Here is a 21,273-nt window from a genome sequence, read left to right as displayed (position 1 = left end):
GCGCGTGCCGGAAGGGTAGTCGTCTACCCCTTCGGCGCGCAATCCTTTACCAGAGACCCGCTTGAGAGATCAGCCCCAGATCAGCCCCAGGGGCCGCGGCGGTTCTGCGGCATGAAGCCGCCCTGACCGCCCTGCGGCGGCGCTCCCCAGGGCGAGCGGCCGTCGCGCGGCGGGGTCCGGCCGCCCCCAAAGCCACCACTGCCGAACCCGCCGCTGAAACTGCCGGTCTGGGCCGCCATGTTGCGGAGTCGCGCCACCCGCTCGCCCATGTCGGGGTGGGTGGAGAACAGGCTGGCCATGCTGGCGCCGCTGAGCGGGTTGGCGATGAACAGGTGGGCGGTCGCCGGATGCGCCTCCGCCTGATAATTGGGAATGTGGGTGGCGCTGTTGTGGATGTTGGTCAGCGCGTCGGCCAGCCAGTTGGGACGGCCGCAGATCTCGGCGCCGATGCGGTCGGCCTCGAACTCGCGGGTGCGGCTGATCGCCATCTGCACCAGCGTCGCGGCGATGGGGGCGAGGATGGCGGCCAGGATCGCCCCGACCATGCCCAGCGGGTTGCCGCCGCGCTCGTCGTTGCTGGAACCGCCGAAGAACAGGCCGAAATTGGCCAGCATCGACACCGCGCCGGCAATGGTCGCGGTGATCGTCATGATCAGGGTGTCGCGGTTCTTCACATGGGCCAGCTCATGCGCCATCACGCCGGCGATCTCCTCCGGCGTCAGGCGCTGCAACAGGCCGGTGGTGGCGGCGACCGCCGCATGGTCCGGGTCGCGGCCGGTGGCGAAGGCGTTGGGCTGGTCGTTCTGGATGATGTAGACGCGCGGCATCGGCAGGCCGGCGCGCTCCGCCAGCCGGGCGACGATGCCGTGGAACTCGGGGGCGGAATAGGCGTCGACCTCGCGGGCGCCATACATCGACAGCACCATGTCGCCCGAATTCCAGTAGCTGAACAAATTCATGCCCAGCGCCATGACGAAGGCGATGATCAGGCCGGTCTTGCCGCCCAGCAGGAAGCCGACCGCCATGAAGATCGCCGTCAGGCCGGCAAGGAGGATGGTGGTCTTCAGATAGCTGGTCATAATCGCCATATCGGTTCAGGATGGGCCGAAGCGGGGTAACCCGCTCCGATCCCGGACATGATCCAGATATGGGTCCGGGGCTCGCCCGCGTTCAAGATCCCTGCCAGGATGCCCACAGTTTCGCGATGGACATGATGACCGAACCGACCAAGCCGCAGCAGGACGCCACCGAGGCGGTGGCCGAAACCACGGAAGCCAAGGGTCCGGAACAGAAGCCGGGCGAGATCGGCGGCCCGAAGGGGCCGGAGCCGACCCGCTACGGCGACTGGGAGTTCAAGGGACGCTGTTCGGACTTCTGATCGGAGAGCGACCGCGCCCGGTCACTCCATCCGCCGGCCGGTCACCGCGTCGAACAGGTGCAGGGCGCCGTCCTGCGGGGTGACCGTCAGCCGGTCGCGCTCGCGCACGGTGGGGATGCCGGCCATGCGGACCAGCAGGCTCTCGCCGTCCGGCAGACGGCCATAGACCACGGTGTCGGCGCCCAGCGCCTCGACCAGTTCGACCTCGATGGAGAAACCGCCGGAGACCCCCTCTGCGGCGATGGCCATGTGCTCCGGCCGGATGCCCAGCTTCACCGGACGGCCGGCGTCGGTCGGGCGCGCCTGCGGCAGGGCAAGGCGCTGGCCGCCGGGCAGCAGCACCGCCTCGCCACGGTCGTCGATGCGGCCGTCCAGCACATTCATCGGCGGCGAGCCGATGAAGCCGGCGACGAACAGGCTGGCCGGGCGCTGGTAGACCTCCAGCGGCGTGCCGATCTGCTCGGCCACGCCATGGTTCATCACCAGGATGCGGTCGGCCAGCGTCATCGCCTCCACCTGATCGTGGGTGACGTAGAGGCTGGTGATGCCGAGCCGGTCCTGAAGCCGCTTGATCTCCACCCGCATCTGGGTGCGCAGCTTGGCGTCCAGGTTCGACAGCGGTTCGTCGAACAGGAAGGCGGCCGGCTCGCGCACGATGGCGCGCCCCATGGCGACCCGCTGGCGCTGGCCGCCCGACAGCTGGCTCGGCCGGCGGTCGAGGAAGCGGCCGAGTTCGAGGATGGTCGCCGCCTTGTCGACGCGCGCCCGGATTTCCGCCTTCGGAATGCCGCGGATCTTCAGGCCGTAGGCCATGTTGTCGAAGACCGTCATGTGCGGATAGAGCGCGTAGTTCTGGAACACCATCGCGATGTCGCGATCCTTGGGGTCCAGATGGTTGACCACGCGCCCGCCGATGGCGATCTCGCCGCCGGTGATGCCTTCCAGCCCGGCGACCATGCGCAGCAGGGTGGACTTGCCGCAGCCCGACGGGCCGAGCAGGACCAGGAATTCCCCGTCCTGGATCGCGATGTCGATGCCCTTGATCGCTTCGACCGGGCCGTAGGACTTGCGGACGTTGCGGATTTCAACGGTTGCCATTGTTCTTCTTTCCCTTCGCCCGCGCTTACTTTTCGCTGTCCACAAGACCTTTGACGAACCAGCGCTGCATGAACACCACTACCGCCACCGGCGGAAGCATCGCCAGCACCGTGGTCGCCATGATGATGTGCCAGTCGTTGGCCGATTCGCCGGTGCCGATCATCTTGGTGATGCCGGTCACGATGGTTTCCATGTCGCCGCTGCTGGTGACCAGAAGCGGCCAGAGATACTGGTTCCAGCCATAGATGAAGAGGATGACGAAGAGCGCGGCGATGTTGGTGCGCGACAGCGGCAGCACCACGTCGATGAAGAAGCGCACCGGCCCGGCGCCGTCGATCTTCGCCGCCTCCAGCAGTTCGTCCGGAATGGTCAGGAAGAACTGGCGGAACAGCAGGGTCGCGGTGGCCGACGCGATCAGCGGGATGGCGAGCCCGGCATAGGTGTTGATCAGGCCCAGATCGGCGACGACCTTGTAGGTCGGGATGATCCGCACCTCCACCGGCAGCATCAGCGTGATGAAGATCAGCCAGAAGAAGGCCATGCGCAGCGGAAAGCGGAAGAAGGCCACCGCATAGGCTGACAGGATGGAGATGGCGATCTTGCCCAGCGCGATGGACAGCGCCATCACCAAGCTGTTCAGCATCATGGTGCGGACGGGCGTGTACATGGCGCGGTCGCCGGCCTCGCCCACCCAGGCCTGGGCGTAGTTGGTCACCCCCTGCCCGCCTGGCCACAGCGGCAGGCCGCCGCGGCCGATGGTGCCGGAATCCCAGGTGGAGCCGATCAGCGTCACATAGATCGGATAGGCGAAGATCAGGACGCCGACGATCAGGACGATGTGCGGCAGCAGATCGATGAAACGGGTCGGCTTCATGAGTAGTGGACCTTGCGCTCGACGAAGCGGAACTGCACCGCGGTCAGCGCGATGACGATCACCATCAGGATCACCGACTGCGCCGACGACCCGCCGAGGTCGTTGTTGACGACGCCGTCCTGATAGACGCGGAAGATCAACGTCTCCGTCGCCTTGCCCGGCCCGCCCTGGGTCAGGGCATGGATGGTGCCGAAGGTTTCGAAGAAGGCGTAGACCATGTCGACCACCAGCAGGAAGAAGGTGGTCGGCGACAGCAGCGGGAAGGTGATGGTCCAGAACCGCCGCACCGGACCGGCGCCGTCGATGCTGGCCGCCTCCATCACCGAGCGCGGGATCGCCTGCAATCCGGCCAGGAAGAAGATGAAATTGTAGGACACCTGCTTCCAGCTGGCGGCCATGATCACCATCGTCAGCGCCTGCCCGCCGTTCAGCCGGTAATCCCAATCATAGCCCAGCGCCCGCAGCGCCCGGCCGAAGGACCCGATGTCGGGGTTGAAGATGAACATCCACAGCACCGCCGCGACGGCCGGGGCCAGCGCGTAGGGCCAGATCAGCATCGTCTTGTAGGCCCGCGCTCCCTTGATCTTCGAATCGGCCAGCACCGCCAGCAGCAGGGCCAGCCCCATCGCCAGCACGGTCACCGCCAGGCTGAAGACGACGGTGACCTTCAACGTGTCGAGATAGTTCGGGTCGCCCAGCACATTGGTGAAGTTCTCGAACCAGACGAACTCGCTGCGGATGCCGAAGGCGTCCTGCAGGTGTACCGACTGCCAGATCGCGTTGGCTGCCGGCCAGATGAAGAACACCAGCGTCACGGCCACCTGCGGCGCCAGCAGCAGGTAGGGCAACAGCCGGTTGTCGAAGGTGACGCGACGCTGCAAAGGATGGTCTTTCGTGAATGGTAAACGGCGCGATCCTTCCCCCGCCTGCGGACGGGGGAAGGATGTTGCAGACTGGGTCAGCCCTTGTTGGCGCGCTCGAAGTTGCGCAGCACGGTGTTGCCGCGCTTGATCGAGGCGTCGAGCGCCTGCTTGGCGTCCTGCTGGCCCTGGAAGGCCTTCTCAAGCTCTTCCTGGATGATGTTGCGGATTTCCGGCAGGTTGCCCAGCCGCAGGCCCATGCTGTTCTCGGTGGTCGGCGTCCGGGTCAGCTGGGCGGCCGGCACGTCGGCGCCGGGGTTCTTCTCGTAATAGCCCTGCGCCTTGGCCAGTTCGAAGCCCTTCATCGTCACCGGGACGTAGCCGGTGTCCATGTGCCACTTGGCATCGACCTCGGGCCGGGCGAGGTAGGTGAAGAACTGCGACACCGCCTTGTATTCGGCCGGCGTGCGCTTGGGCGAGGTCATCACCCAGAAGGCGGCGCCGCCGATGATGCTGTTCTTCGGACCGTCCTTGGCGAATTCAGGCCAGTAGGGCAGCGGAGCGGCACCCCAGGCGAAGGTCGCCTCCTTCAGGATGCGGCTGCGCAGGCCCGACGACGCGTGGATCATCGCGCATTCGCCCGACGGGAACAGGGCGTCGGGCTTGTTGTCGCGGCCGCCATACTTGAACAGGCCGTCCTTCTGCATGTCGATCAGCGTCTGGACATGCTTGACGTAGAGCGGGGCGTCGATCTTCAGCTCGGCGTTCAGGCCGCCGAAGCCGTTGGCCTGGCTGGCGAAGGGCGTGTTGTGGATGGCGCCCAGCTGTTCGAACTGCGCCCACACAGGCCAGGCGGTGGTCAGCGGGCAGGTGGAGCCCGACGCCTTCAGCTTCTTCGTCGCCTCGATCATCTCCGGCCAGGTCGCCGGCGGCTTGTTGGGATCGAGGCCGGCCTTCTGGAAGGCGTCCTTGTTGTAGAACATGATGGTGCTGGAGCTGTTGAACGGCAGCGCCATCATCTTCCCGTCCTTGGACGAGTAGTACCCCTTCACCGCCGGGATGTAGGCGTCGGCGTCGAAGGACGCACCCGTCTCCTGCATCAGCTGGTAGACCGGCTTCACCGCCGGACCGGCGGCCATCATGGTGGCGGTCCCGACCTCGAACATCTGCACGATGTGCGGCGCGTTGCCGGCGCGGAAGGCGGCGATGGCCGCCTGCATCGTCTCCGGATAGCTGCCCTTGTAGGAGGCGTTGACCTGGACCGCCTGCTGGCTGTCGTTGAAGTCCTTGGCGATCTGCTCCAGCTGGCCGCCCAGCGGCTGCGGCAGGCCGTGCCAGAAATCGATCACGGTCTTCTGCTGCGCGAGAGCCGAGCCCGGCAGGGCCGCGGCGAACAGCAGGGCCGAGGTGGTGGCGGCGCCCGACAGGAGGGCAAGCTTGCGGCGGGTCAACATGCGGTGGGTCTCCCTATCCCGGTATGGTTCGCGGTTGTCATGAGGGCAACGGGTTGCCGTCCCGCGACGCTTTCGTGAAGTTTTGGTGGCAATCGCCGACGCCGCTGCACACGACAATGTGTGCGGCGTTGTGTGCGATTGCGAAAAAGGCCGGCAGCGAGATGATCGCTTTCGAAACTGTTTGGTTGCTCTAACCGTCACACTGCGCACGCATACGCGGGTCTGTCAAGACGTCGCATTACAGTTTTATGACGTGAAAATCGCCGCGATGGAATGTTGCAGAGCGAAAACGCGCATGTGCGGAACGGCTAACGCGGGCAGGCGGCATCCGGCCGGCGGGCGGACGGCAGGGAACCGGCTCGTCCGGCCATCAGGCTGCGGCTCAGCAGGCGGCGCAGGGCGGTCGGATCGCAGGGTTTGTGGACCAGGGGAAAGCCGCTGCGGTCGACGCTGCGCAGCCGGTCGGGATCGGTGTCGCCGGTGACGATGACCCCTGGCACCCGCCGGCCGCAGCGGGCACGGACCGCCTGGATGGCGTCGATGCCGGTCTCCGGCCCCGACAGGCGCAGGTCGGACAGCACGAGGTCGGGCGCCGCCGCACCGCCCCCCAGCCCGGCACAGGCTTCGTCGATGCCGCGGGCGGGGATGACCGCATAACCCCAGCCGCGCAACAGCAGCCCGATCCCCTCAAGCTGCACCGCGTCGTCCTCGATCACCAGCACCGTGCCGGATTCCATGGATGTGGCAGCGGCGAAGGACGACTGGCCCGCCGCCGGCTCCGGCTCGCTGTCGCCGGAGTCGTCGCCCGAGCGGTCGCCGTCGTTGCCGGCCAGCGGCACCTCCACCGCGAAGACGGAGCCCTTGCCGAGCCTGGAGCGCACCGTCACCGGATGCCCCAGCACCTGCCCCAGCCGCCGCACGATGGCGAGGCCGAGGCCCAGCCCCTGCTTGCGGTCGCGCCCCGGATTGCCGAGCTGGTGGAAATCCTCGAAGATCACGGCATGGTTGGACGGGTCGATGCCGACACCGGTGTCCCACACCTCGATGCGCAGGAACTCGCCGCGCCGCCGCGCCGCAAGCAGGACGCCGCCCTTCAGCGTGTAGCGCAGGGCATTGGCCATGATCGGCCGCAGCAGCCGTTCCATCAGCGCCGGGTCGCTGGTGATCTGGGCGTCGAACGGGTGGATGTTCAGGCGCAGGCCCTTCGCCTCCGCCTCCGGGCCGAACTCCTCCAGCATCTTGGCGAACAGGTCGTCGACCGGGAAGGTCTGCGGCTTGGCGGTGACCAGCCCGGCCTCCAGCGCCGAGACCTCCAGCAGGGCACGCAGCAGCGCCTCGCCACCGAGGATCGCCTGCTCCAGCTTGTTCGCCAGCTCGATGGAGGCCGGATCGGTCAGCCGGCCGCTCAGCAGATGGTGGAACAGGTGCATCGCCTGGAAAGGCTGGCGCAGGTCGTGGCTGGCCGCCGACAGGAACTTGCCCTTGGCGGTGCGGGCGCGCTCGGCATCGGCGCGGGCCTGTGCCGCCTCCGCCCTTGCTTCCGCCAGGGCGGAGGCCCCGGCATCGGCGACAAGAGCCACCGCGCCGGTGCGGCCATCGGCGTCCGTGACGGGCGTCAGCGCCAGCATGCAGGGAAAGCCGGGGAGCGGTCCGGTGGTGGAGGCAGGCGTGCCGGTCGCCATCACCCGCCGCCGCAGCCCGTCGATCCCTTCGGCCGTTTCGGCCGGCAGCCCGGCCTCTGCCAGCGTCAGCCCCTCCACCCTGCCCGGCGCATGGCCGATCAGGGCGGCGAAGGCCGGATTCGCCACCAGCACGCGCCCGTCCTCGCCAAGCAGGGCCTGGGGAGAACCGTTGGCCGACAGCAGGGCGTCCAGCCAATCCTCACGTGTCGGAGTCTTTCCAGGGATGAGGGGCATGGCATGTACTCGGCAATGCTAAGGGGCAAGGCTAGGGGGTGACCATAAGCAAACGAACATGTGAACCGGCGGCAAATGGGAGGTCTGGAGACCACCGCGTTACCTCTGCTTTATCTTGTGCCCCGATCGATCGTGTCAAATGTGACCTCAGTCGACCCCATAGGCAGGGATCGTTCGAAAGCCCTAATGCTTTAAGCCGAAACTGGGCCGCGGCACCATTCCGACAAAGGGCGGAGGATGCTTCCGCAGCCGGCGCCGGCCGCGCTATAAGACGGCATGGTGCAACGCCTCCCCGCCCTTTTACGTCGCCGCAAGCGGTCCGCCGCCCGGCCGCCCCAGCCGCCCCGCGCGCTGGAGATATCCGGCCTGCCGATTCCGCTGGAGCTGCGGGAAAGCGCGCGTGCGACCCGCATGACCCTGCGTGTCGATGCCGGGCGCGGGCTGGTCCAAGTGGTGGTGCCGGTCGGCGTGTCGGAAACCGATGCCCGCCAGTTCGTCGGCCGGCATGACGGCTGGCTGCGGGCGCGGCTGGCGGCGATGCCGCCGTCCCTGCCTTTCGCCGACGGCGCCAGCGTGCCCTATCTCGGCATCGAGCATGTCATCCGCCACGACCCTGCCATGCGCGGCCCGACGCGGATCGAGGACGGCGCCCTGCTGGTCGGCGGTCAGCCGGACCATCTCGCCCGCCGCGTCCGCGATTTCCTGACGGCGGAGGCCAAGCGCGAGTTGGCGACCCGTGCCCGGCTGAAGGCCGCGACCATCGGCGCCCGCGTGGCGGCGGTGACGATCCGCGATACCAAAAGCCGCTGGGGCAGCTGTTCGTCCACCGGCCGGCTGTCCTTCTCCTGGCGGCTGATCCTGACGCCGGAGCCGGTGCTGGATTATGTGGTCGGGCACGAGGTGGCCCATCTGCGCGAGATGAACCACTCGCCGCGCTTCTGGGCGCTGTGCGCCAGCCTGACGGACGGCAGCGGCGTGGACTGGCCGCGGGCCTGGCTGAAGGCGAACGGCACGCGGTTGCTGCGGTACGGCTGACGCCCGCCACCCGATCCAACGCCTAACCCACCGGTTCGGCCACCCGCGGCTCGGCTGCGGCGGCATCGCGCCGGACGAACTCCAGGAAATCCTCGTAGGGCATCGGACGGCCCAGCAGATAGCCCTGACACTGGTCGCAGCCCATTTCGGCGAGGCAGCCGTACTGCTCCTCCGTCTCCACCCCTTCGGCCAGCGTCTGCATGCGCAAGGACCGCGCCATGCCGATGATCGCCTCGGCGATGGCGCCGCTGTCCGGGTTGCCGGCGCGCAGGCCGCTGACGAAGCTGCGGTCGATCTTCAGCTTGTCGACGCGGAAGCGCTTCAGATAGGCCAGCGAGGAATAGCCGGTGCCGAAATCGTCGATGGCGACCGGCACCCCCAACTCGCGCAGCCGGGAGAAGGTTTCCGACACCACGTCGGACTCGTCCATCAGGACGCTTTCCGTGACCTCCAACTCCAGGGCCGAGGGCGGGATGCCGTAGGCCGACAGCCAGCCGGCCACCCGCTCCGCCAGTCCCGGACGGCGCACCTGCACCGCCGACAGGTTGACGGCGATCAGCAGATCGTGGTGGCGCAGCAGTTCGGCCGCGCGGCGGCAGGCCTCGCCCAGAACCCAATCGCCCAGCGGCAGGATCAGGCCGGTATCCTCGGCCACAGGAATGAACTGGCCGGGCATGATCAGCGTGCCGTCGGGCTGGCGCCAGCGCACCAGCGCCTCCGCCCCGATCAGCCGGCGGCCGTCCATGGAGAACTGCGGCTGGAAATGCAGCTCCAGCTCGTTGTTGGCGAGCGCCCGGCGCAGGTTGCTTTCGGTCCACATCCGGTCGGAGGCACGGCGGTTCAGCTCCGGCGTGAAGAACTGGTAGGTGGCGCGCCCGGCCTCCTTCGCGGCATACATCGCCATGTCGGCGCTTTTCAGCAGCCCGTCGATGCCGGTGCCGTCGTCGGGGTAGATGGCGATGCCGATGGAGGGCGTGACCTGCAACTCGTGCCCGTCGATCAGGTAGGGTTCAGACAGGGTGTGCAGGACCTTGCGCGCGACGATGCCGGCGGCGTCGGGATTGTCGATGTCGCTGATCAGGATGACGAACTCGTCGCCGCCCTGGCGGCTGACGGTATCGCTCGCCCGCACGGTCGCGGTCAGCCGCCCGGCCACCGCGCGCAGCAGGTCGTCGCCGACCTGATGGCCCAGGCTGTCGTTGATCGTCTTGAAGCGGTCGAGATCGACGAACAGCAGCCCGACCCTGGTGCCGTGACGCCCGGCGGCCAGCATGGCGCGCTCCAGCCGGTCGCGCAGCAGGAAGCGGTTGGGCAGGTCGGTCAGGAAATCGAACTGCGCCAGATGGCGGATACGCTCCTCCTGCGCGCGGGTCGCGGTGATGTCGCTGAAGGCGGCGATGTAGTTGGCGACGGCGCCGTCCTCGTTGCGGACCAGCTTGACGCTCAGCCACTCCGGAAACACCTCGCCGTTCTTGCGGGTGCTCCAGATCTCGCCGGCCCAATGGCCGTTTTCGCGCAGCTGCACCCACAGGTCATCGTAGAATCCCGACGGGTTGCGGTCGGAGCGCAGGAATTCGGGACTGCGGCCCAGGACCTCGTCGCGATCATAGCCGGTGATGCGGGAGAAAGCGTCGTTGGCGGCGACGATCTCCAGCTCTTCGTTGGCGACGAACATGCCCTCCGCCGCGTTGTCGAACACCTTGGCCGACAGGCGCAGCTGCCATTCCGCCCGCTTGCGCTCGCTGATGTCGCGGGCGATGGCCGAGTAATAGACGTCGCCCTCGTAGGTGATGCGGCTGGCGGTGACCTCCAGCTCCAGCGTGCGGCCGTCGGCGGTGCGGTAGGCGGTCTCGTAATGGCTGGCCGCGTCCTCCCCCTCGGCGGCGAAGCGCTTCAGCAGGTCGGCCTGCCCCATCACGAGGTCTTCCAGCGTCCCGCCCATGGCCCGGCAGCCGAAGGGATTGATGTAGGCGATGCGCAGACCGGCGTCGGCCAGCACGACGATCTCCGACACATGGTCGACGAAGAAGTTGGCGAGATACAGCTGGCGCGCCCGTTCGCGCAGCATGCTGTCGCTGTGCCTGACCCGCAGCTGATAGCCGCCGACGATGCGCCGGATCCAGCCGGTGACCAGCCATGACACGCCGACCGACGCGGCCAGCGCCACGGCCAGCACCGCCACCGTGGTCCAGACCCGCTGGTTGACGCCGCGGCTGATCTCCGCCCGGCGGGCCTCCATCTCCTTGCCGACATCGTCGATGTAGAAGCCGGCGACCAGGATCCAGCCCCAGACGCTGGGGGCCGAGACATAGGCCATCTTCGGCGTCGGCCGCGCGGTGACCGGGTGGATCCAGTCGTAGCGCAGCTCGCCGCCGCCCTGGCGTCCGAGTTCCAGCAGCCGGGTGACGAGGTCGCGCTCGGTCGTCCACGGCAGGTCGCGGGCGTTCATCCCCTCCGACGCCGGGGCGGTGGGCGACAGCAGCACCTGCCCGTCTTGGCGCAGCACGCCGACATAGCCGGTTTCCCCGAAGCGGAAGGCGCGCAGACGCTCCAGCGATTCGTGCTGCAACCGCGCCTCCACCGCGCCCAGGGAGTCGCTGGCGCCGATCACCCAGTCATAGGGTTCGAAACGGCGGACGAAGGCCAGCTTGTCAACCGCCGATCTGTCGCCGGTTTGGGCCGGATCGTCCGGCATGCGCCAGCGATAGCGGGCGAAGCCGCGCAGGCTGGGATCCTGGACGGCCCGCATCAGCTCGCGCATCACCGCGGCCCCCTGCGGATCGGGGGCGGAGAAGGGAGAGGTCCCCTCCCGCGCCGGGTCGACCGGCATCAGCACCGATTCGCCGTTCAGGTCGTTGATGAAGTAATAGCCGCGCCCGCCGGAAAAGCGCAGCGGCCGCAGCGTCTGCTTGATCGACTCCTTCACCGACGCTTCGGGCAGGATGTCCTTTTCCCGGTCATGGACGCTGCGGGCGATGGAATAGGCCTCGTCGACCTGGGCGCGCAGCTGTTCCTTCAGCAGCGGTTCGACGCGCGAGCGCATGTAGGCGAGGTAGGACTGCGCGTTCTCCACCTCCTGCACCAGGGCCTGATGCTGCTCCTCGACATAGCGCGCCTCGCTCTGCTGGAGGTCGTGCTCCAGGTCGGCCCAATGCTGCCAGACGAAATAGAAGCCGAGCCCGAGGACGAGCGCCGACACCAGCGCCATCGACGCCAGGAATTGCAGGCGGTAGAGCCGGGCCTCGTCGGACGAGCGCGACGGCGCACGGACCAGCTCGGCGACGGGGTCGGACAAGAAGGGCTCCCTTCGGATGGCCTGTTCGGTGGAACTCGCGGGAACCGGCTGTGGCCGGCCCCGATGCGCCGTGTAAGTGTTGCTTAATGCTCGCGCGGATTCAACCGCAAGCAAATCAAATCCACCTGGGCGCGACTCTTTGACTGTTTTCCTCGCGCCTGGATGGACGGCGGCATGCAGATCCGCATATTGACAGGGAATTGACGAAAAGTCCGCCCTGGCAACGTTAGGCGCGGATTCCCTTAGGCTGGCAAGGATTTGTCCGTGAAGATTAATGCCGCCAACAGCGGAGCGGACAGACAAGCCGGTTGGGCGGACGGATCGGGCCATCGCGAGGCTTTAAAACGCCCCCCAGCACCGCTATGGTCGCGCGCGCGTGCTATAAGACCCGCAGCCGCTCCTTTTCCAGCACCAGCATCCTCCGGAGAGTGCCGATGATCCCCCGCTATACCCGCCACGAAATGGCCCGCATCTGGGAGCCGGAAAACCGCTTCCGCATCTGGTTCGAGATCGAGGCGCACGCCTGCGACGCGCAGGCCGAGCTGGGCGTGATCCCGAAGGAGGCCGCCAAGGCGGTGTGGGAACGCGGCAAGTGGGAGATCGACCGCATCGACGAGATCGAGCGCGAGACCCGGCACGACGTCATCGCCTTCCTGACCAACCTCGCCGAATATGTCGGTCCGGAAGCCCGCTTCGTCCACCAGGGCATGACCTCGTCGGACGTGCTGGACACCTGCCTCGCCGTCCAGCTGACCCAGGCCGCCGACCTGCTGCTGGCCGACATGGACGCCCTGCTGGCCGCGCTGAAGCGCCGGGCCTATGAGCACAAGAACACCGTCACCATCGGCCGCAGCCACGGCATCCATGCCGAGCCGACGACCTTCGGCCTGAAGCTGGCCGGCCACTACGCCGCCTTCGCCCGCGGGCGCGAGCGTCTGGTCCAGGCGCGTGCCGATATCGCCACCTGCGCCATCTCCGGCGCCGTCGGCACCTTCGCCAACATCGACCCGCGGGTGGAGGAGCATGTCGCCGCCAAGCTCGGCCTGTCGGTGGAGCCGGTGTCGACCCAGGTCATCCCGCGCGACCGCCACGCCTTCTTCTTCTCCGTGCTGGGCGTGATCGCGTCGAGCGTCGAGAATCTGGCCACGGAAATCCGCCACCTCCAGCGCACCGAAGTGCGCGAGGCGGAGGAGTATTTCCACCCCGGCCAGAAGGGCTCGTCGGCGATGCCGCACAAGCGCAACCCGGTCCTGTCGGAGAACCTGACCGGCCTGGCCCGCATCGTGCGCTCCGCCGTCGTCCCGGCGCTGGAGAACGTCGCGCTGTGGCACGAGCGCGACATCTCGCACAGCTCGGTCGAGCGGATGATCGGTCCCGACGCCACCGTCACCCTGGACTTCGCCCTGGTGCGCCTGACCGGCATGATGGAAAAGCTGGTGGTCTATCCCGAGCGCATGCAGAAGAACCTGGACGATCTGGGCGGGCTGGTCTTCTCGCAGCGCGTCCTGCTGGCCCTGACCCAGGCCGGCATGAGCCGCGAGGACAGCTACAAGGCAGTGCAGCGCAACGCCATGCAGGTGTGGGAGAAGGGCGGCAACTATCTGGACCTGCTGTCGAACGACGCCGACATCGCCAAGCACATCGGCCGCGACAAGCTGGAGCCGATGTTCGACATGTCCTACCACACCAAGCATGTCGACACGGTGTTCAAGCGCGTGTTCGGCGAATAACGGGCATTTCCTGTTGAATGAGGGGCGTCCGGGCCGTTACGGCGTCTTCCGCAGGGCGGCAAAGACTTGCCGGTGGATGACAAACGGCCCGGTCGCACCTACTCTATTCCGATAAGCGTGTGCCCGGGCGGGGCAATCCTGAACAGAGCGAGGACCAGACCCATGGCGATGGAAGCCGCCACGATCGAAAAGCTCATCAAGGAGGGCATCCCGGACGCGGTCGTCGAGATCGCGGACCTGCGCGGCGACGGCGACCACTATGCCGCGCTCGTCACCTCCGCCGCCTTCAAGGGCAAGAGCCGGGTGCAGCAGCACCAGATGGTCTACGCATCCCTCCAGGGAAAGATGGGCGGCGAACTGCACGCCCTGGCGCTGACCACTGCGGTGCCAGAAGGCGCCTGAGTACAGATGCCGGAAGGCGCCTGACGCAAGGTGCCGGAAGGCGCCTGATCAAAGTTGCAACGGACGAGGCCCCGGCGCCGCCGGGCCTTAATCGGAAGGGTTATCAGGTCATGGTCGATCAGAACGTCGTCGAGCGCATCGAGCAGGACATCAAGAACAACGATGTCGTGCTCTACATGAAGGGGACCCCGGTGTTCCCGCAGTGCGGCTTCTCCGCCGCCGTCGTCCAGGTGCTGAGCCACACCGGCGTCAAGTTCAAGGGCGTCAACATCCTGGAGGATCCGGGCCTGCGCCAGGGCCTGAAGGAATACTCGAACTGGCCGACCTTCCCGCAGCTCTACGTCAAGGGCGAGCTGGTCGGCGGCTGCGACATCGTCCGCGAGATGTACGAGTCGGGCGAGCTGCAGACGCTGATGGCCGACAAGGGCGTCGCCACCGCCGCGTGACCGCATCGCCGGTCCGGTAAGAACGGAAAAGCCCCGCTCCGGCGGGGCTTTTTCATGCCCGGCGCCTTTTCCAGGCTGGGAACATTCGTTGCCCGATACCAGGATGACGTGCAGCGATGCCGGCCGCGCAGCCCGGCCATGCCCGGCGGCCCGCTGCCGGATTGCACAAACAATGTGCTAAACGGACGGTATGGCTCAGACCCCGCCGCCCGCCCAGGCCCCGACCTCCACAACCGCCGCGTTCGTCGCGGCGCTTGCCTCCTACCTGATCTGGGGGCTGGTCAATCCGGTCTTCTTCAAGTCCCTGGGCGATGTCGGCGCGGTGGAGATCGTCGCCCACCGCGTGGTGTGGACCGTGGTGCTGGTCGGCATCGGCGTGCTGGCGACCCGCGGGCCGGCGGCCGTCGTCGCCGCGGTCGGCAACTGGCGCCGGCTGGGCATTCTGGTGGTCACCACCCTGCTGGTCACCGTCAACTGGACCGTCTTCATCTGGGCGGTGGTGAACAGCCGGCTGGTCGAGGCCAGTTTGGGATATTTCATCAACCCGCTGGTCAATGTGCTGCTGGGCGTGCTGTTCCTGAACGAACGGCTCAGCCGCGGCCGGATGCTGGCGGTCGCCATCGCCGGGGCCGGCGTCGGCAGCCTCGTCGTCAGCTATGGCGCCGTACCCTGGGTCGCGCTGTCGCTGGCGCTGTCCTTCGGCTTCTACGCCCTGGTGCGCAAGAAGGCGGCGATCGATCCGGTGATCGGCCTGCTGGTGGAAACCGCGCTGCTGCTGCCGGCGGCGCTGGGCTACCTGTTGTGGCTGGGCAGCGACGGCGCCTTCGGCCATGGCTGGGGGGAGAGCACCCTGCTGGTGCTGGCCGGACCGATGACGGCGGTGCCGCTGGTGCTGTTCATGATCGGCGCGAGCCGTCTGACCATGACCACCCTCGGTCTGCTGCAATATGTCGGGCCGACCGGGCAGTTGCTGCTGGGTGTGCTGGTCTATGGCGAGGCCTTCACAAGCAACCACGCCATCACCTTCGCCTGCATCTGGGTGGCCCTGGCCGTCTTCACCGCCGACGCGGTGCACAGCCACCGCGCCACCACCCGCGCCGCAGCAGCCGCAGAGTAGATATCGGCGCGGAATAGGCGTCAGCGCGGCGTCAGGCCATGGGCGATGGTGTGGGCCAGCGTGCCGACCATCGCACAGATGCCGGCGTCGTCGCGGCCGAACACCACCTGATCGAGGAAGCCGAGCCCGAAGCTGAGCGTCGCGATGCCGGCCGCCACATTGGCGAGGTCGGCGTCGGCGGCGATGGCGCCGCGCTCGCGATAGCCCTCCAGCCGTTTCATCAGGCAGGGGATGCGGCTCTCCGACAGGGTGCGCGCCATCTCGTCCGCCACCGCCTGATCGACCAGGGCGCGGGCCAGCACGACGCGGGTGAAGTCGCGGCATTTCCAGCTGTGCTTCAGCTGCGCGTGCAGGAAGCGGCCGAGGTCGGTTTCCAGATCGTCGTCCGGCGGCGGCAGGTCGCAGCCGCCCGCTTCCTCGCGCCAATAGCGCTCCACCACCGCCAGCAGCAGTCCGCTCTTCCCTGAGAAATAGCGCTGGATCAGCTGTTCGTTGACCCCGGCCCGCCCGGAGATCTCGCGCGTCGTCGCCGCGTCGAAGCCACGCTCGGCGAACACCACCTTGGCGGCGTCGAGCAGCGCGCTTTCCGTCGCGGCACGGTCGCGCTTGCGCGCCCCGCCCTCGCAGGCGCCCTCGGTGCCGTTTCCGGGGCAACAGCCGTCGGCGTCAGTGCTTGCGTCCAAGACCCGTCCCTCTCCAGTCCGCCCCATCCGCTTCACGATGGGCAGCGTCATAATAAGTATGCAGATACATACTTGACAAGCGGGGGCCGTCGGTTCAAGTATGTACTCACATACATACAAGACCTCGCCCCAAAAGCCTATTGCCCAACAGGGGGTATTCCCGCCATGCCGCACAGCAATAACACGCACAGCACCGCCACTCCGGATCTGTTCACCCCGCTGCGTCTCGGCGCAATCGAACTGCCGAACCGCGTCGTCATGGCGCCGATGACCCGCAGCCGCGCCGGCGACGGCAACTGCCCGACCGCGCTCACCGCCGAATATTATGCGCAGCGCGCGTCCGCCGGCCTGATCATCACCGAGGCGACGCAGGTCTGCGACACCGCCCAGGGTTACCCCAACACGCCGGGCATCCACACCGACGCCCAGACCCTGGCATGGCGCGCGGTGGCCGATGCCGTGCACACGGCCGGCGGGCGAATCGTCACCCAGCTCTGGCATGTCGGCCGGATTTCCCACCCGCGCTTCCAGCCGAACGGTGCCGCCCCGGTCGCCCCTTCGGCCATCGCGGCGAAGGGCCAGCTCTACACCGGCGCCGGCATGGAGCCCTTCCCGGTTCCGCGCGCCCTTGAAACCGCCGAGATTCCCGCTCTGGTCCGGCATTTCGCCGATGCCGCCAAGCGCGCCGTCTTCGATGCCGGCCTGGACGGCGTCGAGATCCACGCAGCCAACGGTTATCTGATCGACCAGTTCCTGCGCGACCGCACCAACACCCGCACCGACCAGTATGGCGGAACGGTGGAGAACCGCTGCCGCTTCCTGCTGGAGATCCTGGAGGCGACGGCCCATGCCGTCGGCGCCGACCGCATCGGCGTCCGCCTGTCGCCGACCGGCGTGTTCAACGACATGAAGGACAGCGACCCGCTGCCGCACTTCCTGGCGATCACCAAGGCGCTGAACCCCTTCAATCTCGCCTATCTGCATGTGATCGAGGGCAAGCCCGGCCACCATATGGCCCCGCCGGAGGGCGCGCCGCACGTGGCGTCGACCCTGCGCGCCGCCTACAAGGGTCCGTTCATCCTGAATGGCGGCTACAGCCGCGGTGACGCCGACGCAGCGCTCGCCAACGGCGAGGCCGATGCGGTCAGCTTCGGCGAGGCCTTCATCTCCAACCCGGACCTGCCGGTGCGTTTCCGTGCCGGCGCCTCGCTGGCCGAACCGGACCGCACCACCTATTACGGCGGCGACGCCAAGGGTTACACCGATTACCCGGCGCTGGAATCCATCGCCGCCTGACAGGTTTGCGGCCCCGAATTCCGCCCCCTGGAATCCCCAATCGGGGCCGCAATTCCTCTCGACGTGAGAGAGCGCGTCGTGAGCGCGTCGTGAGACGCAAATCCCCCCTGCCCCCGGCCCGGTTCCCCCCTGGGCCGGGGGCTTTTTTTGTGGGGCCGCCTTATCGGGCTGGGGCGCTCACGCCGCCCCGCCCTCTCCCTCCAACCCGCGGGCAAGTGCCGCGATGGTGCCGTAGCCGACCTGATCGACCGGGTCGATCTCCGCCATCTTGGTGAGGATCGCCAGCGCCTTGTCGCGGTTGTGGCGGCGCAGTTCTATGAAGGCCAGCGCCTTCATGGTGAACAGGAAGAAGCGCGCCGGTCCGGCCGCCGTCCAGTCGGTGGAACCGGCGGTCAGCTGCGACCAGTCGGCCGGAAAGCCACCCTGGAGAGCTGCGGCATCCAGCCCGATGCGGGCCACCCGCTCCGCCTCCCCCAGCTTCTTGCGGTTGAAGTAGAATTTGTAGAGCGCGTAGAAGACCGGCAGCACCCGCGGTCCCTTGCGGTGGGCCTCCCACAGCAACGCCTCGCAGGCGTCGGGCACGTCGCGGGCCTTCACCGCCTCCTGCAAAAGCTCATCGATCTGTTCGGGTACGTCGCCGAAGGCCATGCGGCCGTTCGACATCCGGAGTTCGATCGGTTCGTCGCTCATCGCTTCCCTCACCTGTATTTTCCGCTGCTGCAATCAACCATCCGACGCACCGACGACGCCCCCATGGTACGCGTGGGGACACCGGGAAAGACCACATTATTTTTGTGCGGCGAAGTGTCGCGGCTGTCACGAATCCGACACGCGCCAAACCCGACAAAACCGTTGGCAGGCGAAACATTGTCGGACTTTCGCCACGCCGACCTGACCAAACAATCCTTTTAAATCAATGATATGTGTTTCTGGCACACCCCTTGCTTATGTCTCGTCAGATTGGCCGGCACCCCGGCAACGCGGCTTGAGGAGGCGGGACATGGTGACTCTGACGGATGCGGCGGTTTCCACCCTGGAGCAGGTCCTGGCGAAGTCCGGCGGTACGGCCGCCGGCTTGCGGATCGCGGTGACCGACGGCGGCTGCGCCGGCCTGAAATACCAGATGGGGCTGGAGGCGACGGCCGGCGACGACGACACGGTGCTCAGCTTCGGCCCCGTCACCATTTTCGTCGATGCCAACAGCCAGCCCTTCCTCAGCGGCGTGGTGGTCGATTTCGTCGAGGGCATCGAGGGCTCTGGCTTCAAGTTCGACAACCCGAACGCGACGAGCAGCTGCGGCTGCGGCAAGTCCTTCTCGGCCGGTGAAGGCGGCGGGGGCTCCTGCTCGACGTCGTCGTCGGGCTGCGGATCGTCCGCTCCCTACTCGACCCACTGAACGTCCCCCGGACAGCTCTTCCAAGACAGCTCTTCCCCTAGGCGCGCCCCCACGGAAAGGCAGCAGCGACATGTGGAACTACACCGACAAGGTCAAGGAACACTTCTTCAACCCGAAGAACTCCGGTGTCCTGGACAGCGCCAACGCGGTCGGCGAGGTCGGCTCCATCACCTGCGGCGACGCGCTGCGTCTGATGCTGAAGGTCGATCCCGACACCCAGATCATCCTTGACGCAAAGTTCCAGACCTTCGGCTGCGGATCGGCCATCGCGTCCTCCTCGGCACTGACCGAGATGATCATCGGCAAGACGGTGGACGAGGCGCTGACGCTGACCAACCGCGACATCGCCGAGTATCTCGGCGGCCTGCCGCCGGAGAAGATGCACTGCTCCGTCATGGGCGCCGAGGCCCTGCGCGCCGCCATCGCCAACTACAAGGGCGAGGAGTGGGTCGACGACCACGAGGAAGGCGAGCTGATCTGCAAGTGCTTCGGCATCGACGCCGCCATGATCGAGCGCGCGGTGACCGTCAACGGCCTGACCTCGCTGGAGGAGGTCACCCACTACACCAAGGCAGGCGGCTCCTGCCAGACCTGCCACGAGAAGATCGAAGAGGTGCTGGAAGCGGTGATGGCCAAGACCGGCGCGCTGAAACCCGCCGCCAAGCACACCCCCGGCACCGTCGGCCTCGACGCCATCAAGCCGCTGCCGGCCAAGCCGGAACCGGCCGCCGCACCCAAGCTGACCAACGTGCAGCGAATGCAGGCGATCATGGGTGCGATCGAGGAGATGCGTCCGCAAATCCAGCGCGACGGCGGCGACGTGGAACTGGTCGACATCGACGGCAAGGACATCTACGTCCGGCTGACCGGCGCCTGCTCCGGCTGTTCGCAGTCGGCGGGCACCATGATGGGCGTGCAGATGAAGCTGGTCGAGGCGCTCGGCGAGTTCGTGCGGGTCAAGCCCGCGTCCCTCATTCCAGCCCATGCGGGCTAAGGGGAGGAACCGGCGATGACCATTCCGAACGTGACCATTCCCAACCGGGGCGTCTATCTCGACAACAACGCCACCACCCGCGTCGATCCCGACGTGCTGGCGGAAATGCTGCCGCTCTTCACCGAACATTTCGGCAACCCGTCTTCGATGCACGCCTTCGGCGCCGCGGTCGGCGGCAAGATCGAATGGGCGCGCAAGCAGGTCCAGGCCCTGCTGGGCGCGGCGCATGACAGCGAGATCATCTTCACCTCGGGCGGCACGGAAAGCGACAACACCGCGATCCTGTCGATCATCGAGGCCTATCCGAAGAAGCGCGAGATCGTCACCAGCGTGGTCGAGCACCCCGCGGTGCTGGCGCTCTGCGACTATCTGGAGAAGAAGCGCGACTACAAGATCCACCGCATCCCGGTGGACAACAAGGGCAACCTCGACATCGACGCCTACCGGGCGGCCCTGTCGGATCAGGTCGCCATCGTGTCGATCATGTGGGCCAACAACGAGACCGGGACGATCTTCCCGATCGAGGAGCTGGCGCAAATGGCCAAGGCGGTCGGCGCCGTCTTCCACACCGACGCCGTCCAGGCGGTCGGCAAAATCCCGATGAAGCTCGCCGACAGCGCCGTCGACATGCTGTCGCTGTCCGGCCACAAGCTGCACGCCCCCAAGGGCATCGGCGCGCTGTACGTCAAGCGCGGCCTGCGCTTCCGTCCGATGCTGCGCGGCGGCCACCAGGAACGCTCGCGCCGCGCCGGCACCGAGAACGCGCCGGCCATCGTCGGCCTAGGCGCCGCCGCCCACCTCGCCCTCACCCACATGGGCGAGGAGAACACGCGGGTGAAGGCGCAGCGCGACCGGCTGGAACAGGCGATCCTGGCCGCGGTGCCGGCCTGCTTCGTCACCGGCAACCCGGACCACCGGCTGCCCAACACCTGCAACATCGCCTTCGAGTTCATCGAGGGCGAGGCCATTCTGCTGCTGCTGAACGAGCAGGGCATCGCCGCCTCCTCCGGATCGGCCTGCACCTCGGGGTCGCTGGAGCCGAGCCACGTCATGCGTGCCATGGGCGTGCCCTACACGGCCGCGCACGGCGCCACCCGCTTCTCGCTGTCGCGCGACACCACCGACGCCGAGATCGACCACGTCATCGCCGTGGTGCCGGGCATCATCGCCAAGCTGCGCAGCCTGTCGCCCTACTGGCAGCAGGAGGCCGGCAAGCCCAAAGAGTTCGCACCCGTTTATTCCTAACACCGGAATCGCAGGCCGGGTCGGTGGCCCGTCCCGGCACCCCGCCCGACGACA

19 protein-coding genes are annotated in these 21,273 nt (G+C 67.4%); 10 read left to right on the top strand and 9 right to left on the bottom strand.

From position 1 onward, the window contains the following. Positions 1 to 80: 80 nt before the first annotated feature. Positions 81 to 1,088 (bottom strand): zinc metalloprotease HtpX, encoded by a 1,008-nt coding sequence (htpX, locus tag ABNQ39_RS01550; RefSeq protein WP_376958421.1) that lies wholly within the window; start codon positions 1,086 to 1,088, stop codon positions 81 to 83. A gap of 116 nt (positions 1,089 to 1,204) precedes the next feature. On the opposite strand from htpX, the gene ABNQ39_RS01545 reads away from it, so the two are divergent. Continuing rightward, complete coding sequence (locus ABNQ39_RS01545) at positions 1,205 to 1,378, top strand: DUF1674 domain-containing protein (protein WP_376958420.1); 174 nt, start codon at positions 1,205 to 1,207, stop codon at positions 1,376 to 1,378. A 21-nt stretch (positions 1,379 to 1,399) separates the two neighbouring features. Here the strand turns inward: ABNQ39_RS01545 and ABNQ39_RS01540 are convergent, their stop codons facing one another. The 5 genes from ABNQ39_RS01540 to ABNQ39_RS01520 all read right to left on the bottom strand — a co-directional run bounded on the left by ABNQ39_RS01540 (position 1,400) and on the right by ABNQ39_RS01520 (position 7,580). Next, a complete protein-coding gene (locus ABNQ39_RS01540) occupies positions 1,400 to 2,476 on the bottom strand; it encodes a sn-glycerol-3-phosphate import ATP-binding protein UgpC (RefSeq protein ID WP_376958419.1) in 1,077 nt (358 codons plus the stop codon). 25 nt (positions 2,477 to 2,501) lie between these two features. Continuing rightward, a complete protein-coding gene (ugpE, locus tag ABNQ39_RS01535; protein WP_376958418.1) occupies positions 2,502 to 3,350 on the bottom strand; it encodes a sn-glycerol-3-phosphate ABC transporter permease UgpE in 849 nt (282 codons plus the stop codon). Next, positions 3,347 to 4,231, bottom strand: a complete 885-nt coding sequence (gene ugpA, locus ABNQ39_RS01530) for a sn-glycerol-3-phosphate ABC transporter permease UgpA (RefSeq protein WP_109051278.1) — start codon at positions 4,229 to 4,231, stop codon at positions 3,347 to 3,349. Before ugpA ends, ugpE begins: the two co-directional genes overlap by 4 nt. A 77-nt stretch (positions 4,232 to 4,308) precedes the next feature. Beyond that, entirely contained in the window at positions 4,309 to 5,664 is a 1,356-nt protein-coding gene (ugpB, locus tag ABNQ39_RS01525; protein WP_376958417.1) for a sn-glycerol-3-phosphate ABC transporter substrate-binding protein UgpB, read from the bottom strand. Positions 5,665 to 5,972: 308 nt separating this feature from the next. Further along, positions 5,973 to 7,580, bottom strand: a complete 1,608-nt coding sequence (locus ABNQ39_RS01520; RefSeq protein ID WP_376958416.1) for a PAS domain-containing hybrid sensor histidine kinase/response regulator — start codon at positions 7,578 to 7,580, stop codon at positions 5,973 to 5,975. A 276-nt stretch (positions 7,581 to 7,856) separates the two neighbouring features. Between ABNQ39_RS01520 and ABNQ39_RS01515 the strand changes: the two genes are divergently transcribed. Next, on the top strand, positions 7,857 to 8,615 hold the full coding sequence (locus ABNQ39_RS01515; protein WP_376958415.1) for a M48 family metallopeptidase: 759 nt from the start codon (positions 7,857 to 7,859) through the stop codon (positions 8,613 to 8,615). 22 nt (positions 8,616 to 8,637) lie between these two features. Here the strand turns inward: ABNQ39_RS01515 and ABNQ39_RS01510 are convergent, their stop codons facing one another. Next, entirely contained in the window at positions 8,638 to 11,910 is a 3,273-nt protein-coding gene (locus ABNQ39_RS01510; protein ID WP_376958414.1) for a bifunctional diguanylate cyclase/phosphodiesterase, read from the bottom strand. Between the two features lie 434 nt (positions 11,911 to 12,344). Here ABNQ39_RS01510 and purB point away from each other — a divergent pair, with 434 nt between their 5' ends. From purB to rarD, 4 genes are all read left to right on the top strand, one after another. Continuing rightward, positions 12,345 to 13,640, top strand: coding sequence for an adenylosuccinate lyase (purB, locus tag ABNQ39_RS01505; protein WP_376958413.1), 1,296 nt, complete (start codon positions 12,345 to 12,347; stop codon positions 13,638 to 13,640). Between the two features lie 162 nt (positions 13,641 to 13,802). Continuing rightward, positions 13,803 to 14,042: a BolA family protein gene (locus ABNQ39_RS01500; RefSeq protein ID WP_012973287.1), complete on the top strand. Its 240-nt coding sequence runs from the start codon at positions 13,803 to 13,805 to the stop codon at positions 14,040 to 14,042. 110 nt (positions 14,043 to 14,152) lie between these two features. Further along, positions 14,153 to 14,488, top strand: coding sequence for a Grx4 family monothiol glutaredoxin (grxD, locus tag ABNQ39_RS01495; RefSeq protein ID WP_085088255.1), 336 nt, complete (start codon positions 14,153 to 14,155; stop codon positions 14,486 to 14,488). A gap of 190 nt (positions 14,489 to 14,678) precedes the next feature. Continuing rightward, on the top strand, positions 14,679 to 15,605 hold the full coding sequence (gene rarD / locus ABNQ39_RS01490) for an EamA family transporter RarD (protein WP_376958412.1): 927 nt from the start codon (positions 14,679 to 14,681) through the stop codon (positions 15,603 to 15,605). Positions 15,606 to 15,625: 20 nt separating this feature from the next. Here rarD and ABNQ39_RS01485 read toward each other — a convergent pair whose 3' ends face one another. Continuing rightward, complete coding sequence (locus ABNQ39_RS01485; protein WP_376958411.1) at positions 15,626 to 16,288, bottom strand: TetR/AcrR family transcriptional regulator; 663 nt, start codon at positions 16,286 to 16,288, stop codon at positions 15,626 to 15,628. A 165-nt stretch (positions 16,289 to 16,453) separates the two neighbouring features. Between ABNQ39_RS01485 and ABNQ39_RS01480 the strand changes: the two genes are divergently transcribed. Further along, entirely contained in the window at positions 16,454 to 17,584 is a 1,131-nt protein-coding gene (locus ABNQ39_RS01480; RefSeq protein ID WP_376958410.1) for an alkene reductase, read from the top strand. A gap of 177 nt (positions 17,585 to 17,761) precedes the next feature. Here ABNQ39_RS01480 and ABNQ39_RS01475 read toward each other — a convergent pair whose 3' ends face one another. After that, the gene (locus ABNQ39_RS01475) at positions 17,762 to 18,274 is read right to left on the bottom strand and encodes a hypothetical protein (protein WP_376958409.1); all 513 of its coding nucleotides are present in this window, start codon (positions 18,272 to 18,274) and stop codon (positions 17,762 to 17,764) included. A gap of 310 nt (positions 18,275 to 18,584) precedes the next feature. On the opposite strand from ABNQ39_RS01475, the gene ABNQ39_RS01470 reads away from it, so the two are divergent. The 3 genes from ABNQ39_RS01470 to nifS all read left to right on the top strand — a co-directional run bounded on the left by ABNQ39_RS01470 (position 18,585) and on the right by nifS (position 21,219). After that, positions 18,585 to 18,980 (top strand): HesB/IscA family protein, encoded by a 396-nt coding sequence (locus tag ABNQ39_RS01470; protein ID WP_376958408.1) that lies wholly within the window; start codon positions 18,585 to 18,587, stop codon positions 18,978 to 18,980. 70 nt (positions 18,981 to 19,050) lie between these two features. Beyond that, positions 19,051 to 19,974 (top strand): Fe-S cluster assembly protein NifU, encoded by a 924-nt coding sequence (gene nifU, locus ABNQ39_RS01465; protein ID WP_376958407.1) that lies wholly within the window; start codon positions 19,051 to 19,053, stop codon positions 19,972 to 19,974. Positions 19,975 to 19,989: 15 nt separating this feature from the next. Further along, complete coding sequence (gene nifS / locus ABNQ39_RS01460) at positions 19,990 to 21,219, top strand: cysteine desulfurase NifS (protein WP_376958406.1); 1,230 nt, start codon at positions 19,990 to 19,992, stop codon at positions 21,217 to 21,219. Positions 21,220 to 21,273 lie beyond the last annotated feature (54 nt).

The sequence above is a fragment of the Azospirillum sp. A26 genome (genome assembly GCF_042604635.1).
Classification (GTDB): domain Bacteria; phylum Pseudomonadota; class Alphaproteobacteria; order Azospirillales; family Azospirillaceae; genus Azospirillum; species Azospirillum palustre.
This window is presented reverse-complemented; position numbering and strand designations above follow the sequence as displayed.